Below are 17,453 nucleotides of genomic sequence, written 5' to 3'. Positions count from 1 at the left end.
TATTCCAAATTTACAACTTAAAAAGACAACCGGTGAATTACGAGAAGTGTTTTACAATTGAGAAGAATTGATTGCTAATTTTCGTAAATCGGTTTACGTTTTCATGAAATCGATTGACTTGGAAGCCTATTATGACGATATCTAACACTGAACTTTTGCAGCTTTTTGATGCAGCTTTGTCTGCTGACTACACTAGAGTAAGGCGCATTGGTTCGAATATATCCCGAACACTAGCTGCCGATGATCCTGAGGCTGCATCTGCTTTGAAATCGTTGATTCGTCGCAAAGGCATACCATTACAGGCGTCCGGTTACACAGAATCTCTTCCAGTTGATTCAAAATCCCGATCACCACTAGTAGAAGAACAGCCGTGGCCGACAACACCGTTGTTTATTGAACAAGAAAATGGTGCTGTTTTTAGAGATTTCATAGAAGATGCCAGTAATGCAGAATTGTTGACTTCAAAAGGAATATCAACTCGACTTTCTTTGCTGTTATCGGGACCTCCCGGAACAGGAAAAAGCTTATTAGCCGGGCATGTCGCAGCTCAATTAAATAAGCCACTATATGTTGTTCGCCTAGATTCTGTTGTCTCATCATTTTTAGGTGATACCGCAAAGAACCTTCGCAGTGTTTTTGATTTCATTCCAAACAGAAACGCTGTTTTATTTCTTGATGAGATGGATGCCGTTGCGAAAGTGCGAGATGATAAAAACGAACTTGGAGAACTGAAGCGGGTTGTCAATACATTAATACAAGGGCTTGATTCTTTGGATGATAGATCGATTATTATTGGCGCAACTAACCATGCGCAACTACTTGATGCCGCTATCTGGCGAAGATTTCCATATAAGATTGAATTGGCATCACCAAGTTTAGATGTAAGAATAGACCTTTGGAAAAACTTTCTTCAAATAGATGATTCTGAAAATTCCAATTCGATTCTATTAGCAAAAATTTCAAAGGGTCTTACTGGAGCAGAAATTGAAGATATATCCCTTTCCGCTCGAAGACATGCCTTATTAGACAATCGTCCAGTAGACTTCTCTGCTGTAGCTTGGGCATCATTATGTTTAACAGAGGGCAAAAGTGTAATGCCAGAACGAAATGGTCTGAACACTGAAACCAAAAAGAAACTTGCTCTTTATCTTTTACAACATGCCCACGTAAGCGGCGCCGATGTTGCACGTTTCCTTGGTATTACACGACAGGCAGTTTCTGCATATCTGAAGGATGAGCGTTATGGCAACTGAACCGCGCAACAAAAATCCACTCTTAAATCCAGTTCTTACACTTAAGAAAGTGGCCGTCCCCGAGGAGCCGTTTGTATCGGGTAGCGGTGAAGACGCAGTTAAAAAAGAACGCCTTGCTGATCAACGTGTGAAATTAAGTAATGATTGCCAAAAAATTGCGAAGGAAGCTGAAAGCATTAGTCTGCATGGAGACAAACTACACCTATCAGTAGAAATGTTTCGGGATTCACTTGCACCCTCTTGGACACCACTAAAATTATTTGATGAGAAGCTCGGTTGTAATTTTGTATCTCCAATAGATAAAGGCTATTTGGTCGAAATAAATGCCGACAAGTTGAAAAAGCTTGGCAAGTATATTGAGACAGCTGCCACACGTGAAGCTAGAGTTTGCATATCGCGCATTAAATCTATTTCTAGGTTTGATGAAGACTCTGTTTTGCGAGGCAGATCTATTGACGCCCTGTGGGATAGCGCGGACGGCTCCGAAGAAGGAAAAGGCTTCGTTTTATGGTTTATTCCATTTCGTGATCAAAAATCACGGGACTCGGTTGTAAATACTCTGCAGAAGATTGAAGAAATTGGTTGGATAAAACAGACTTATTCAGCCATTACTAACTCTACAGATATGTCAGATTCAGAAAATTATTTAGTACCAGTAATTAACCGCACACAGTCAAACATCAATCGCGCAATTCGTAGGTATAAAAATGACGGCGTCGCGAGAACATACGCCATAATACCTAACAAGCAAGCACTAGTCCAACTAATAGCTTCTGGATCAACTTTTAGAGTAGATCCAGTTCCACGGATTGAAGTGACTGCACCGAGTATCGGTGCCCACCCATCTCCACCATCACCATCGTCAGGGTCACAACCGATCGTGGCTGTAGTGGACGGCGGATTAACAGCGAAATCCTACAAACCTATGGAAGCATGGGCAGCTCCTGTTCTATTTTCTGGAGCCGCAGCCGACACAGTTCATGGAAATCGAGTATCATCTCTTGTCGTGCATGGTCACGCTTGGAACAATCAACTTCATTTACCCCAAATAGACTGTAGATTAGGAACAGTTACAGCTGTGGCTAAGGCTGGAGGAAACGGCGCAACTAATCCTGAGATGCTTATAAACTATTTAAGGAAGGTGGCCCAAAATTATCCTGACGCGAAGGTTTGGAACCTTTCATTCAATCAAATATCACCCGAACCTGATTTGTCTTCAGTTAGTTTTCTTGGCCATGAGCTTTCTCTACTAGCTCGCGAGTTCGACCTTATTTTTGTCATTTCAATCGGCAATCGCCGAATTGATAACCCCACTCATCAGCTTTGCCCACCAGCTGATTCTGAGGCGGCAATTGTTGTAGGTGGTCGCCAATATGATAGCGATGGTAAGCCAGCAGGCCCATGTAACGTGTCATTACTGGGGCCAGGTCCAGACGGCATGCTAAAACCAGACCTTAGTTGGTTTTCTACATTAAATATGATCGGAGGTGGTCAGCCTCAATGCGGTAGCAGCTATGCTGCACCACTCGTGTCTTCTTTGGCCGCTCACACATATGCCAATCTAAAAAATCCATCTCCCGATTTGGTGAAAGCACTCCTAATTGATAAGGCGGAATCTGAAAGGCACGATAGAGCAATTGGATGGGGAACACCTTACTCAGGGACACTACCGTGGACTTGCGCACCCGGCACCGTCACACTGGCGTGGACCGCTAATTTAACTCCCGGTTTTGTCTACTTCTGGAATGATATTCCGATACCGCCTGAGCTAATAAAGGATGGTAAATTATTTGGAAAGTCGCGGCTCACCGTCGTTTTAAAACCTAAAGTATCCGATTCTGGTGGGTCAAATTATTTCGCAACCCGTATCCAAGCTGCTCTTCAGTATTTTGATGCAAATGGAAAAAGCTCCAATCTTCTTGGAAGCATGAAGGAAAATACTACAGAAGAGAATGAAGCCAGATCAGAACTAGCAAAATGGCACCCAGTGCGGCGGCATATGAAAGATTTCTCAAAAAGAAATGGCCTAGGTTTTTCGGGTAACAGCTTGAAACTTCGAGCACAAATATTTTCGCGTGACCGTTACCAGTTTGACGTCAGCGGAACACAGCGTGAGTTGGGCGAACAAACAGCCGCATTTGTTCTCACCTTCGAAGGGGGGCCGAAAGACGACTCAATTTATAACTCCATGACACAACAACTTAGTACATTTGTAGAAAGCGCTGTTCTAAACAGTGAAATTCAGTTGAATTAATTTCTTTACAACGATGAAAGTGAAACAAAACGGCGCCGCTATTTTTTTACCATGTAATCTATAGCGGCGTCGCAAGCCTGTAGACTTTTAGATATTAATACAGACCCTTTTAGATATTCGGCATGCGCTGTAAATATTATTAATACTGAACACCAGCAAGACTTAAACAATCATCGGACTAAACGGCAGCGCAATTTTCTTCAACTCATCACGACGCCATTCGAGCGAGCCGCCCGTGCCATAGCGCGGGCGTTCTATTGTGTGCCCCATAAGTATCCGGCGCAGTTCGTCATCTATGTTCGCTTCTTTCATGCGATCCTCAAAGGAATGCCGGAATGAATAGATTTTATGGTTTGGCGTCGGAAACAGGCTGTTTTCTTTAAAATATTTATTCAAGGTTGCGGACAGGTCATTCTCGCGGTTCCTGTAGCGCGGGAAACCTTCTTTGTGTTTCTGGAACACAGCCAGAGCCACGCCCACCAGTGGCACGATACGCTCCGACGACGAGGTTTTAATCTCACGCGGATCATCAGGATCATCACGTGGCTCAATAGCGATGTGAGGCACTTTATGCGACAGGCGGATCGAGGACGGCGACAGGTTTGCCAGCTCACTTGGCCGCGCACCAGTTTCGATGAGCGCCAGCACAATGCCCCTCGCCTCATCATTGAGGGTTTCGAGGTTGCCAGGCTTCATAATTGTACTAATCAGCCATTCACGCGGGAACGGCGGCCGAGAACGCTTTTTCTTGTTCGAGAAGTTGAGACGTGCAAACGGGTTTTGCTTCCCCTCCTCACCGATGTAATTGAAATACGCATCATACAGCACACGCATGTTACCGATGTCGCGATTGCCCGAAGATGCAGAGTGCGTAATCTTGCCATCCTTTGGGGCTATCCGCTCCAACCAGTGGCGATAAAGCTTCATGGCATCATCACGCGTGATGTCAGTCATAGCCTTGTCGCTGACAATCTGGATGAAGTTATTCACCGCTCGCAGCTTCACCTTCTTCCACTGCGCTTTTTGAACGGCACTTTTATTGACCAGTTCATCAGGAACAATCTCATCACAATAAATTTCGAATGCCTTGCTGACTGTCACAGGAGGAACCGGGATCATGCCAGCGACACCCTGCGCCAGTTCCTGTGGCATTCTTTGTGTGGCAACCATTTCCAGCCGCGTCACGATCTCTTCCAGCGAAGAATTTGCGGCCATGGTGTGCGAGGATCTATATGTGAGACCAAGCGCCTCTATTCGACGCATAGAAGCCTCATAGCGTGCACGGGCAGGATCGCGCGGCTCATCCATGATCATTGATGCCCAGAGGATATTATCAGCCTCTTCCATCAAATCGCGCTTGGAACGGGCAAGAGCCAGATCATCAGTCTTAAGGGAAATGCGAATCGTTGGTGCGCGTTCATCAACATGAGCGATATTTCCCGGAACGCGACGACGATAATAATAATTGCCAGCCCGCTCGAACAGGAACCGATCCGGGTCCTTTTTGTTCGTAAATCGCCCCATAAACGCACCTCAAAACAGCGTGAAAAACCCACCATGTAGCGCGATATGTATCACAATTTTGAGCAAACTTGTAAATCGCCAATTTGTTAATTGTCGATTTATCATTTGATTACAATGCTTTAGCTGATTTTTTCTTCAAGAATAATGGTGCGGATAGAGGGACTCGAACCCCCACGGTCTCCCGCCAGAACCTAAATCTGGTGCGTCTACCAATTTCGCCATATCCGCCTCTGAACCGAAGCGCATTCCACCGAACGCACTAATTTCGCTCCAGATATTTGAACCGCCTCTCGAAAGCGCGCGTCTCTATATCATTCAATTTTCCCGGTTCAAAGGAAAAAAGCCGTTTTACCAGCATTGATTTGCCAGCTCTTTAAAGTCAAAGCGCTTTCGTGCTTTCTGCCCCTATATAGCGATCTTATCGCCTTAGCCAAGCCTTTTTCGCAGAAAACCGCATTAATAGAGCGGCTCCTGATAAAGTTGCTTACCTTTATTGCGCAAAGCCTTGATAACGGCAGTACCGGCATCATCAATGGCAACCACAGCTGTGATTTCAAGATCACGCTGACCATCTTCGATTGCACGCCCTTCCCCCTCAGGCACATAATAGCGTTCAATACCATAACGTATATTGATCGTCGCACCGGGATAATCGGTGATCGCATAAGGCGACTCTCCGCGAATCTGCACTTCATCCCCCGAAAGATCATCAAAGGGGACAAAAGATGCACGCGAAATATGCCAGATACCATTAGCTCCAGGCTTCAACGCAACATAAACAACACGCGATTGATCAATTGGAGTACCTTTAATAATGTTGCGATCAATCGATGTGATGTCATAGCCAAGAACCACATAATCTCCCCGCATCAAATCACGCGGATCGACAGGACGGGTCTGAAGCACAACTTCATGACCAGAGCGCAGCACGGATGCACGTTTTTCTATGCTTGCATAAAGAATGCCTGTCTGAAGCAATGCAGCGGCAACGGCGCCTGCGTAGAGCCATTTACTCTTAAACAGGCTCATGGCCGCACCTCCATTTCGCGCTTTCTCCCGAACCGGCGTTCCATACGCCGTACAAAGGCTGCGAGAAGAAGCACCAAGACACCTGCCGTCAGGAAGAAACCGGACGTGCCGATCATTGATCCAACTGTCGAGAAAGCCAGATAAAGCACTTCAAAAGAAAAAGCTGCATAGGCTATCGAACGCAGACTGCCATTATCACGGCCACATATGGCCAATGCTGCAATGGAAAGAGCCAGAACGAGGATGCCATAGATAACATCCTGCGTAAGCGCCTCATTAAAGATCGGCGAAACAATCTGATCAACCTGAAGAATACCAAGCGCCAGCAATGCAAGCAGCAATCCATAAGACGCCAGCGGATGTGCAAAGCGTGTCAGTTTCTGAAGGGCGTCATGTGCGAATGCATCTGCAAGCATAAACAAGATGCCGACAACCAGCATCATACCAAGAATCACGCGGCTCTCATTTTCTGCATAAAGCAATGTTGCCCAGCCCAATACAAACAGGCACAGAATATGCGCTGCATGGCGTGATTGCGTGAAGCGAGCAGCAGCAGCGCCAGCAAGAACCAGCAATGGTCCAATCCAGCGATAGCTCACTTCACCATAATTGTGATCGAAGGCGTAGGTCGATAAATAAAAGCAAGCAACGGCCGCACCAAAAGCCGTGAGCACCGATGAGCGCAGCAAAAAAGCAGCGGCCAGAACACCGGTTGCCCACACAAGTGCCGCAAAATGCGTATCGCCCGACATATGATACATTTGCCCGACAAGCGCGATGCCTGCACCAAACGAGGATGCAGCAACGATATAAAGCGCCTGCGGCAAAATTTTATCTCCATGCAACTGCCGCCATGCACCGCCCACATAACAAGCCCAGATCAACACAAAGATCAGGCCAATGCGTAAAATGCGGGGCATATCCTGCCAATTCGCGGCTACCAACATAATGACCGCAGCCCCCAGCAAAAGCCCGCCAAGTGTTGCGAGAACCGTGCCGAGACTGAACCGGGGGCCACGTTTTTCAAGGTCGGCATTGAGCCGCGATGCAGTATCTGCATCGATGAGGCCTTCTTGCTGCCAATGCGCGATCAGGCGCTCTACTGAAACTGAAAACGACAAAACAACTCCCGGAGAATCTATCCGTTGACGCCGTGGATGACTAAGTGGCTGAGAACATATAGGAAACTCACCAGCCGGCAAACAAATACCTTTAGGCACTTTACGGCAATTTTGTGCCCTGCCAGTCTAATCGATTTAGAACGTCGTGCCAAACCCGCAAGGCAGCTATGCAAACTTGGGCCTGCAAGTAGTGAAAACAATGAGTTATATGATGGGCAACAAAACGAGATGAATTGAATGACAGTTCCTCAACGATGAAGGAATAAAACGATGAACCTGCTTCGCTCTTATAATAACTGGCGCCGTTACCGCGACACTGTCAATGAGCTTAACCAGCTTTCGACGCGCGAACTCAACGACCTTGGCATTTCCCGCGCAGACATCCCATATGTAGCGCGTCAGTCCAAAGGACGTTAAGTCTAACGAACGCTGACAGAATTCAATTTACCGGACCTGAATCCTCCTCCCATCAGGTCCGGCCTGTCGCAAAGCACTCCTCCTCCCAAGCTTTGCGGCGCCAGGGCCGGGACTCTCCTCCTCCCAATTCCGGCCTGACAATAATGGCATCCATCGCACCTCCTCCCGCGATGGATGCCATTTGTTTTTGCGCTTCCCGTTTCGCTGTGCTTTCTCCCATTGAAGGCGACCTGCAAAGGCGATATGGAATTTGCCATGTCAAAAGATACAAATATCTCCCCCGTACATATCGTGGGCGGCGGTCTCGCTGGCTCAGAAGCTGCCTGGCAAATTGCACAGGCCGGCGTGCCTGTTGTTTTGCACGAGATGCGTCCCATGCGCGGCACAGATGCGCATAAGACAGAGCAGCTCGCAGAGCTTGTTTGCTCCAACTCTTTCCGCTCAGACGATGCTGAAACCAATGCTGTCGGTGTGCTTCATGCCGAAATGCGCCTTGCAGGCTCGCTGATCATGGCCTGTGCGGATGCGCATCAGGTTCCTGCCGGCGGCGCCCTGGCCGTTGATCGCGAAGGATTCTCGCAAGCAGTAACCGCAAAACTTGCAGCCCATCCGCTGATCACCATCGAACGCGAAGAAGTCACAGGCCTGCCGCCAGAAGAATGGGGCACAACGATTGTTGCAACCGGTCCGCTGACTGCACCGTCACTCGCACAAGCCATTCAGACACAAACGGGTGCAGATGCACTCGCTTTTTTCGATGCGATCGCACCAATCATTCATTTTGATTCGATCAATATGGATATCTGCTGGTTTCAGTCGCGTTACGACAAGATTGGTCCCGGCGGCACCGGTAAAGACTATATCAACTGCCCCATGGATAAGGAGCAGTATGAGGCTTTTGTCGCTGCACTGATTGAAGGTGACACCACCGATTTCAAGGAATGGGAAGGCACACCCTATTTCGATGGTTGCCTGCCAATCGAAGTTATGGCTGCACGCGGCCCGGAAACCTTGCGCCATGGCCCAATGAAGCCCATGGGTCTCACCAATGAACATAATCCGACGGTGAAAGCCTATGCAGTTGTGCAGCTTCGTCAGGATAATGCACTTGGCACGCTCTATAATATGGTCGGCTTCCAGACCAAGCTCAAATACGGCTCGCAGACTGGCATTTTCAAGATGATCCCCGGCCTTGAGAATGCTGAATTTGCGCGTCTTGGTGGCTTGCACCGCAATACCTATCTCAATTCGCCGGTGCTGCTTGATAATGTGCTGCGTCTCAAATCACGCGAAAACTTGCGATTTTCGGGGCAGATCACCGGCTGCGAAGGCTATGTCGAATCATCGGCCATTGGTCTGCTGGCCGGGCGCTTCACCGCGGCGGAAAAGCTCGGAAAAACACCTGTTGCGCCTCCACAAACAACTGCTTTTGGTGCGCTTCTCGGCCACATTACGGGCGGCCATATTGTTGCGGATGATGACGAGCCGGGCAAACGCTCATTCCAGCCTATGAATGTGAATTTTGGCCTGTTCCCACCAATTGAAGTGCCAAAGACCGAAGGCAAACGGCTTCGCGGCAAAGAAAAAACCATTGCGAAAAAACGTGCCTTGTCTGCACGCGCACTGGCTGATTTTCAAGAATGGCTGAGCAATAAGGCTTAACTTAAAAAAAACATTAAAAACAAATAGATAAGGTAGTTTTCTTCTTCAGAAAGCTACCTTTCTCTTTTAAAAACCGGCTTTCAACATCAACCATTGTTTACGGATGGCTGAAAGATCAGCCACCTGATCAGCAGCGTTGCTGCCAAGGCGCTCAATCGCTTTGAGATAGGCTGGAACAAGCGTCATCGGCAAAAATGCCGGGCCGAGACTTTTAGGCAGGGCTTTCTTCGATTTGTCGAAAATTGCAAGATGCTCACGTGCCAGCGCAATCATCACGCTGACGACGCGCTCATGGGCAGATTTGTCGTCATTGCCAAGCAATGTCTCGCGGGTCACGCCAACTGCCTGCAACATATCCGCAGGCACATAAATCTGCCCGCGACCGCGATGAATTGGCATAAGGCGCAACAGGCCTGTGACTGCTTGTGCGACACCGGCATGGCCGATCGTTTCTGTATGGGCCTGTGCTGCATCACGATCAAGAATAAGAGCCGCAAGCTGGATCAGCGCAGAGGCTGTTTCGCCGCAATAGCCTTCCAGATCATTCCGGCTTGGCATCGGATCATCATAAAGATCGAAAATGCGTGCTTCGCAGTAATTGTCGAAAGCCAAATGCGGCAAATCATATTTGCTAATCGCATCCATCAGTGCTGCTGCGACCGGATGCGCTTGAGCACTTCCCCTAGCCTCACCATTGATGAGATCGCGCCACCATTGCAGACGCACTTCTCCGGGCAGCGGCTCATGAACCAGGTCGCGAATCCGGGCAACCTCTGCGTTGAATGCATAAAGTGCAGCAAGCGCACCACGTTTCTCTTCCGGGGCATAGAGCACGGAAAAATAGCGATCCCGGTCAGCCTCTCGCAGAAGCGCCAGGCAATGTGCTTCATTCTGGTTCATAAAATCAGTCTACCGCAATCAGTGCTGCTGCCACGGCACGATCTTCCGCAAGCAGCACATTATAGGTGCGAACGGCCGCACCGGTGCTCATCGGGTCGGACGAAATACGATGTTCACGCAATATTGCACGAACATCTTCCGGTATGCGGCGCAGGTCCATGCCTGTTCCAACCAGCAGGATTTCTATGTCACTCGCCTGTTCGAGAATTGCTCCCAGATCACGGGGCGACAGAACCGGCGGCGTCTGCGGATCCCATCCATGAATGCCCGACGGCAAGCAAAGTATAGATCCCTTATGCGACATTTCGGCAAAACGAAAACCGCCATTTCCATAAGCATCAATGGGTGCGCGACCGGGAAAATGAGCTTCGCGAATTTCTATACCTTTAGCCATGTCAGAGCATTTCCAATTTAGATTGAGCAATGAGAAATGCTCTATCTTTTCATTTTACGCGCATCTTATTCCGAAAACCGCTTCACACTTTTCGGGATGCGCTTTTTATTTTACGCGCATCTTATTCCGAAAACCGTTTCACACTTTTCGGGATGCGCTCTAATTATCCAGATTGAGCGACTGCGCCAGATCATCCCCCATTGCATCGTCACCATCAGCAGCACGCGGCTTAAGGCCAAACTGTACAAGCAAGGGTGCTGCGATAAAGATCGATGAATAGGTTGCCACGATGATGCCTACGCTCAATGCCAGTGCAAACATGCGAATATCCGCACCACCAAACATATAGAGCGGAATATGCGCAATAAAAGTCACAAAAGCCGTTGGCAATGTACGTGACAATGTCTGATTGATGGAGGCGTCAATAATCGCAGGCAGCGGCGCACTGCTGTAACGGCGCAGATTTTCACGCACCCGGTCATAAATAACGATCGTATCATTGAGCGAATAGCCGATAATCGTCAGGACTGCCGCCACACTCCACAGATTGAACTCCATACGGAAGACGATAAACACGCCCGCCAGAATGATAACGTCATGGAGCGTTGAAAGAACTGCGCCAAGCGCCAATTGCCAGCGGAATCTTATCCAGACATAAACAAAAATACCGGCCAGCGACAGAAACAGTGCCAGAAGTCCTGCCTGTGAAAGCTGCTCGGAAACGGTCGGGCCAACAACCTCGACACGCTGGAAGGAATAGTCCTGCTCGAACTCACCGCGCAACTTGACGGCAACTGTCTGCTCGGCCTCGTCGCCGACTTCCTGACTGCCAATGATGACCAGTGCAGAGCGGGGCGACTTGGCAGGCAACACACGCGCACTGTCAATATTCAGCTCACTCATGCGCTCTTCGATATCAGGCAGATTAGCGTCACCGCTTCGTGCCTGTAATTCGACCATCGAGCCGCCTCGGAAATCGATACCGTAGTTGAAACCGATATTGACAAAGAGAGCCACAACAATCGCACATGCGAGTACAGAAATGGCAAGCGTTACAAACTGAAGACGCATAAACGGAATATGCGTGACCGTGGGAACCAGCTTGATACGGCGCTTGGGGATTTCCTTGGGCTTTTCAGTCCGCACCCATTGGGCAATCAGCAAGCGCGTGAAGGTGAGTGTCGTAAATAATGTTGTCAGAATACCAATGGTAACGGTAAGCGCAAAACCATGAACCGGGCCAGAGCCCATCAGAAACAGCACAAGCGCTGCAATCATGGTGGTGAGATTGGCGTCAACAATGGTTGAAAGAGCACGATAGAAGCCGGATTCCATAGCCTGAACAACGGAATAACCTTTGCGGCGATCTTCGCGGACGCGCTCATAAATCAGAATATTGGCGTCAACTGCCATGCCAATAATCAGCACGATCCCCGCAACACTTGCGAGTGATATCGATGCGCCTATCAAAGATATGATCGCCACCAGAATGACCATATTGACGACAAGCGCCACCATGGCAATCACACCAAGAATGCCATAGGACAGGATCATAAACAGGCCGACAAGCAACATTGTAAGCAATGCTGCGGAAACGGCAGCGCTTGCATAATCGTCGCCCAGTGCGGATGCTATCGTGCGTTCTTCAAGAACGGTTACGGCCTTAGGCAAAGCACCAGAGCGCAAAACAACAGCCATATTATTGGCAGACTGCAAATCGAAAGCGCCGGAAATCTGCAACTCATCAGTATCCAGCGGCTCGTCTACAACGGGCGCAGATACAACCTGATTATCAACGACAATGGCAAATGTCTTGTCTGTTACCTGAGCAGTGGCAGCCGCGAGTGCGCTACGCGCTTTCTCATCCAGCGTCAGCGTAATAACGGGTTCATTGTCGTCTTCGGCAAGCGTAGCTTTTGCATCAACAACGCCGGCACCCGTAAAAATCGGCTGTTTTTTGACAAGATAACCGACTGGCGGATCGTCAGAAGAATAAATAACAGAACTATCAGTCGGCGAAGCTCCGCCGCGAATGACATCATCGGGCGACAGGCTATCATCAACTTCAAGAAATGAAAGCTCACCGCGAATGCTGAGAATATCTTTCAGAAGTTGAGCATCATAAAGACCCGGAACTTCGATGCGAATGCGATTGCGGCCTTCTTCTTCAACAATCGGGCTGCCATAGCCCAGTTCTTCAAGGCGCTGCCGCATAATGTCTTTGGTGCGATCCACATCACCCCGGCCAGGATTTTGCACCTGAATCACAAGGCGGGAACCACCGGAAAGATCAAGCCCAAGCGCCACCTGCTTGGACGGCAAAAAGCCGGGCAGATTGGCCAGGGTTTCACGAGAGAAAAAATTAGGCGATGCAATGATGAAGCTGGCAATAATTACCAACCAGATCAGAGCCGATTTCCAACGTGAAAAATAAAGCATCGAGAAGCAATTCCGTTTCGGCTGGAAGAACTTGAACCGGATGCTTAATGCGTCCGGTCCTTGTGAATGCAAGCGCGTTACGCAAGCTTCACGATAATGAGCAAGCCCCGGTTATGAAATTCTTACCGGGGCCGTCTCAATTCAAAAATTACTTGTTCTTGTTGTCTGCGACAGGTTCGCCCTTGAGGCGTACTTCTGAAAGAGCGCTGCGCAGAACGCGAATTTTAACACCTTCAGCGATTTCAACGTCGAGTTCACCATCTTCATGGACCTTCTGGACCTTGCCGATGATACCACCGCCGGTTACAATCGTATCACCACGACGAACGGCTGCCAGCATTTCCTGACGCTTTTTCATCTGCGTACGCTGTGGGCGGATGATCAGGAAATACATGATCACAAAAATCAGGACAAATGGAAGAATGCTCATGAGCATATCTGACCCACCGGCGCCACCGGGAACTTGTGCATAGGCTGGTGTTACGAACATTAGGTACTCCTCTGGAAGTCTTAAAGACAAATTCTTAATGGCATTACAATGGTTAGTGCGCCAATTGCAACCGACGATGACCTTACAGAACCAAGCGCACACACTTTTCCTGCCGGCTGTGGCATGTTAAGCCCTCACCCACATCATCTGAGGGCATGAAATGACGACCGATAATATACTCAGCCAGAAACTTGATCGCCTGATCGCAGCGATTGAACGTATTGCACCACCCCAACCTGCAGTCCCCGACTTCCAGGCAGCCGACTGTTTTGTATGGGCACCTGAACGGCTGACACTTGATCCGGTCAAGCATGTCAATCGCGTCGATATCGCGCTTATTCGCGGCGTCGATCTGGTGCGCGACCAGCTTGTCGATAATACACGTCGCTTTGCCAAGGGCTATCCGGCCAATAATGTTCTGCTGTGGGGCGCACGCGGGATGGGCAAATCATCGCTCGTCAAGGCAGCGCAGGCCAGCGTCAACACGGAACTGGCGGATCAGCTGCCGCTGAAACTCGTTGAAATCCATCGCGAAGACATCGACAGCCTCCCTGCCCTCATGAATCTCATCAAGGAAGCGCCCTATCGCTTCATTCTGTTCTGCGATGATTTATCATTCGATCATGACGACACGTCTTACAAGTCGCTGAAAGCTGCGCTTGAAGGCGGCGTTGAAGGTCGCCCTGACAATGTCATATTTTATGCAACATCCAATCGCCGTCATCTCATGCCGCGTGATATGATTGACAATGAGCGCTCCACAGCGGTCAATCCGTCGGAAGCGATTGAAGAAAAAGTTTCACTGTCTGATCGTTTTGGCCTGTGGCTCGGTTTCCACAAATGCAGTCAGGACGATTATCTTGCGATGGTTGACGGCTATGCCGCATATTACAAGCTCGATTATGATCCACAGACAATGCATGCAGAAGCACTGACATGGTCGACCACGCGCGGCAACCGCTCTGGTCGTGTGGCATGGCAATATATTCAGGATCTCGCCGGTCGTCTTGGCAAGACGATGTAACACCATATAAAACGGTGGCAATATAAAAAGGCGGGTTCAAGACCCGCCTTTTTAATTTAGAGCGTATTTCGATCATGCTTCCAGATATTTGGAAGGATTAACCGGGGACGAATTCTTACGCACTTCAAAATGCAGTTTTGGCGACTTCGCATTGCCGCTCATGCCCGATTTTGCAATATCTTCGCCGCGACGGACTTTCTGACCGCGCTGCACAAGGATCTGGCTGTTGTGCCCGTAAACAGTAACAAGCCCGTTATCGTGGCGGATCAAGACCGTCTGACCAAACTCTTTCAAGCCATCACCGGCATAGATAACAACACCGTTTTCTGCAGCTTTAACGGCTGTGCCTTCCGGTACCATAATGTCGATACCGTCATTGACGGAAGTGCCGTCACGCTGACCAAAGCTTGCGAGAATACGACCGCGAACCGGCCAGCGCATTTGCGAAATACCGGTAGACGATGGAGCGACAGACTTATCTTTTTCAGCATCCTCGATCACCTTATTGCTCGCCTGAGGCGGTGTATAAGGCTTGACATTTGAAGCTTCATTCGGCGCAACCGAAGCCGTTTGAACAGGTGCGGAAGTGGCTGGCTTGACTGGCTGCGGCGCAGCGGCTGCAACCTGTGTCACAGCAGAAGATGCCGCAGGAATGACCAGATTTTGCCCGACACGGATGGCACCATTTGTCAGGCCATTCGCCTGTTTCAACCGGTCAACCGGTACATTGTGCTTCTGTGCAATCGAAAAAAGCGAATCGCCCGATTTAACCGTATAGCCTCCGCCCGTCACAGCATTCTTTGCAGCAGCAACAGGGGCACCAACCTGATTGGCAGCAGGAATCGGCACTCCATTTGCTGTTGCAGGCAATTGACCGAGAACATTGGATTTTGCATTTTGAGCTGCATTGCTCGCAACTCCAGCGGCACTCGCCACCTGCGTTCCGGCATTGTTAACATGGTTTGCTGCCATGTCACGTGCCTGATTCACCTGTGTCTGCGCCTGTGTTGCAGCGGCTGCAGAGGAAACCGGCGGAAGACTGTTGCGCTGAACCGTTCCACTGGAAACCGGAGGAGCGGAAGCCAGCGGCGCAGATGCATAAACACGACTGGCCGGCTGCTGCTGCACAACACGCTGATTAGGTGTGGAGCCTGTAAAAATACCATCCGTAAAGCGCATTGTATCTGCGCTGCACCCTGCCCCAAAACCGGCAATCAGAACGATCGCTGCATTCCGCAGGAGACGTTCGGACGTATACTGCAATATTGGAAAACGCATGTTCAACTCGCCCAACTCTGATACTCACTTGGACACATTAAAACGCGTTAATGTTACTCGCTGGTTAAAAATAGAGATTTGTTATAAAAAATATTCACCAATTAGACACCATATGTGCACAAAAACACCGTCCTATAAGACACCGGTTCAGGTATCAGCTCATATAAAAATCAGATTTAATACAAATAAATCAATGCACTATCCCTTCACAGGACGGAGGACGTGCCCTCAATAAATGGCTGATAGCGGACAGGCATAATGCTTTCCTGTTCAAAGCGACTGCCGACTTTTGCAATGCGCGTAACAGTCTGCAAGCCATCGCCCGGCCCAACCGGCGCCACCAATACGCCATGCGTTGCCAGAAGATCGACGAAATGACGTGGAATATCCTCACAGGCCAACCAGATCACAATACGATCAAAAGGACCGCCCGGCATTCCATGGCGACCATCGGCATGTTTCACCATGATGTTTTCGCGCTTGAGCGCCACAAACTGCTGCAAGGCGCGATCGCAAAGCTTGCGATAACGTTCAACCGTTGTCACACGGCCCGAAAGCATCGACATAATCGCAGCCGTAAAGCCAGATCCCGTACCTATCTCCAGAACACGGTGCCCCGGCTCCAGATCAAGGGCCGCAATGACCCGCGCCTGATCGTCAATGCCTTCAATATATTCACCGCAATCAAGCGGCACTGTGCGCTGGCTAAAAGCCAGATGCGACCACGCAGAGCCAATAAAGCTCTGACGCGGCGTTGCTTCAATTGCTCCAAAAAGGCGAGCATCATTGATGCCATGCGCTCTCATGCGCATGACGAAGGACATAAATCCTTCTCTGTCCGAAAGCTGCGGGCGTTCAGACAAAGTCTGTTTCATACTTCAACCCCAAGTGCTTTACCCAGATGCGCACGAACTTTCTGTGCAGTCAGATCAAGCTGAAGTGGCGTGACCGAAATAAAATCACCCTTGATTGCGGCAACATCGCTATCTGCGGCCACTTCTGTTTTCATGCGGCCAAACTGAAGCCAGAAATAAGGAAAACCACGTCCGTCACGTCGTTCATCGAGACGCGCATCATGGCTAAGCTTGCCCTGTGCTGTAACGCGGGTTCCCTTGACTTCATCCGGTGCACAATTCGGGAAGTTCACGTTAAGCAGCACACCTTCCGGCCAGCCTGCTTCAATCAATGTCCTGATCAATTCAGGTGCATGCGTTTCGGCCGTTTCCCATGGCAGGATCCGACGTCCATCATCATAATCATATTCCTGCGAAAGTGCGATTGCCTTCACACCAAGCAGCGTACCTTCCATAGCGCCAGCGACCGTGCCCGAATAGGTCACGTCGTCAGCCATATTAGCGCCGGAATTAACGCCCGACAAAATAAGATCAGGTGCTTCCGGCAGCACATGGCGCACGCCCATGATCACGCAATCGGTCGGCGTTCCGCGCAAAGCAAAATGACGCTCATCGATTTTACGCAGACGAAGCGGCTCTGAGAGGGTGAGCGAATGCGCAAGGCCGCTCTGATCTGTTTCAGGAGCAACCACCCAGACATCATCCGAGAGTTGACGCGCGATACGCTCCAGAACTGCGAGGCCTTCAGCGTGGATACCATCATCGTTCGTCAGCAAAATTCGCACGTCATCACTCCTTCATTCGGATCACAAGA

The 17,453-nt window shown here is 49.5% G+C and carries 15 protein-coding genes and 1 tRNA gene; 5 read left to right on the top strand and 11 right to left on the bottom strand.

Annotation, left to right across the window (positions count from 1 at the left end; genetic code table 11):
• Positions 1-131 precede the first annotated feature (131 nt).
• Together FHY56_RS10630 and FHY56_RS10625 are read left to right on the top strand one after the other, a co-directional pair.
• Entirely contained in the window at positions 132-1,253 is a 1,122-nt protein-coding gene (locus FHY56_RS10630; RefSeq protein ID WP_140905142.1) for an AAA family ATPase, read from the top strand.
• Positions 1,243-3,507, top strand: a complete 2,265-nt coding sequence (locus tag FHY56_RS10625; protein ID WP_158447751.1) for a S8 family peptidase — start codon at positions 1,243-1,245, stop codon at positions 3,505-3,507. The genes FHY56_RS10630 and FHY56_RS10625 overlap by 11 nt, the downstream gene beginning before the upstream one ends.
• 162 nt (positions 3,508-3,669) lie before the next feature.
• Here the strand turns inward: FHY56_RS10625 and FHY56_RS10620 are convergent, their stop codons facing one another.
• The 4 genes from FHY56_RS10620 to FHY56_RS10605 form a co-directional block, all read right to left on the bottom strand.
• Positions 3,670-5,031, bottom strand: a complete 1,362-nt coding sequence (locus tag FHY56_RS10620; protein ID WP_140905140.1) for a DUF6538 domain-containing protein — start codon at positions 5,029-5,031, stop codon at positions 3,670-3,672.
• Between the two features lie 145 nt (positions 5,032-5,176).
• A tRNA-Leu gene (locus FHY56_RS10615) sits at positions 5,177-5,259 on the bottom strand.
• Between the two features lie 228 nt (positions 5,260-5,487).
• The gene (locus FHY56_RS10610; RefSeq protein WP_140905139.1) at positions 5,488-6,060 is read right to left on the bottom strand and encodes a GDYXXLXY domain-containing protein; all 573 of its coding nucleotides are present in this window, start codon (positions 6,058-6,060) and stop codon (positions 5,488-5,490) included.
• Entirely contained in the window at positions 6,057-7,181 is a 1,125-nt protein-coding gene (locus tag FHY56_RS10605) for a DUF2157 domain-containing protein (protein WP_140905138.1), read from the bottom strand. Before FHY56_RS10605 ends, FHY56_RS10610 begins: the two co-directional genes overlap by 4 nt.
• Positions 7,182-7,451: 270 nt before the next feature.
• Between FHY56_RS10605 and FHY56_RS10600 the strand changes: the two genes are divergently transcribed.
• Positions 7,452-7,598, top strand: coding sequence for a DUF1127 domain-containing protein (locus FHY56_RS10600; protein ID WP_140905137.1), 147 nt, complete (start codon positions 7,452-7,454; stop codon positions 7,596-7,598).
• 255 nt (positions 7,599-7,853) lie between these two features.
• The gene (trmFO, locus tag FHY56_RS10590) at positions 7,854-9,260 is read left to right on the top strand and encodes a methylenetetrahydrofolate--tRNA-(uracil(54)-C(5))-methyltransferase (FADH(2)-oxidizing) TrmFO (protein WP_140905136.1); all 1,407 of its coding nucleotides are present in this window, start codon (positions 7,854-7,856) and stop codon (positions 9,258-9,260) included.
• Between the two features lie 66 nt (positions 9,261-9,326).
• Here the strand turns inward: trmFO and FHY56_RS10585 are convergent, their stop codons facing one another.
• The 4 genes from FHY56_RS10585 to yajC all read right to left on the bottom strand — a co-directional run bounded on the left by FHY56_RS10585 (position 9,327) and on the right by yajC (position 13,483).
• Positions 9,327-10,160 carry a phytoene/squalene synthase family protein gene (locus FHY56_RS10585; RefSeq protein ID WP_140905135.1) on the bottom strand — a complete coding sequence of 278 codons (834 nt, stop codon included), beginning with the start codon at positions 10,158-10,160 and terminating at the stop codon, positions 9,327-9,329.
• Positions 10,161-10,164: 4 nt separating this feature from the next.
• Positions 10,165-10,554 carry an Mth938-like domain-containing protein gene (locus tag FHY56_RS10580; protein ID WP_140905134.1) on the bottom strand — a complete coding sequence of 130 codons (390 nt, stop codon included), beginning with the start codon at positions 10,552-10,554 and terminating at the stop codon, positions 10,165-10,167.
• 159 nt (positions 10,555-10,713) lie between these two features.
• Entirely contained in the window at positions 10,714-13,035 is a 2,322-nt protein-coding gene (gene secDF / locus FHY56_RS10575) for a protein translocase subunit SecDF (RefSeq protein ID WP_268898915.1), read from the bottom strand.
• A 106-nt stretch (positions 13,036-13,141) separates the two neighbouring features.
• Positions 13,142-13,483, bottom strand: coding sequence for a preprotein translocase subunit YajC (gene yajC / locus FHY56_RS10570; RefSeq protein WP_140905132.1), 342 nt, complete (start codon positions 13,481-13,483; stop codon positions 13,142-13,144).
• Between the two features lie 160 nt (positions 13,484-13,643).
• On the opposite strand from yajC, the gene FHY56_RS10565 reads away from it, so the two are divergent.
• Positions 13,644-14,507, top strand: coding sequence for an ATP-binding protein (locus tag FHY56_RS10565; RefSeq protein ID WP_140905131.1), 864 nt, complete (start codon positions 13,644-13,646; stop codon positions 14,505-14,507).
• Between the two features lie 72 nt (positions 14,508-14,579).
• Here FHY56_RS10565 and dipM read toward each other — a convergent pair whose 3' ends face one another.
• From dipM to surE, 3 genes are all read right to left on the bottom strand, one after another.
• Complete coding sequence (gene dipM, locus FHY56_RS10560) at positions 14,580-15,800, bottom strand: cell division endopeptidase DipM (protein ID WP_140905130.1); 1,221 nt, start codon at positions 15,798-15,800, stop codon at positions 14,580-14,582.
• A gap of 191 nt (positions 15,801-15,991) precedes the next feature.
• On the bottom strand, positions 15,992-16,660 hold the full coding sequence (locus FHY56_RS10555; RefSeq protein ID WP_140905129.1) for a protein-L-isoaspartate(D-aspartate) O-methyltransferase: 669 nt from the start codon (positions 16,658-16,660) through the stop codon (positions 15,992-15,994).
• Positions 16,657-17,424, bottom strand: coding sequence for a 5'/3'-nucleotidase SurE (surE, locus tag FHY56_RS10550; RefSeq protein ID WP_140905128.1), 768 nt, complete (start codon positions 17,422-17,424; stop codon positions 16,657-16,659). Before surE ends, FHY56_RS10555 begins: the two co-directional genes overlap by 4 nt.
• Positions 17,425-17,453 lie beyond the last annotated feature (29 nt).

It is taken from the genome of Brucella gallinifaecis (genome assembly GCF_006476605.1).
Taxonomy (GTDB): domain Bacteria; phylum Pseudomonadota; class Alphaproteobacteria; order Rhizobiales; family Rhizobiaceae; genus Brucella; species Brucella gallinifaecis.
This window is presented reverse-complemented; position numbering and strand designations above follow the sequence as displayed.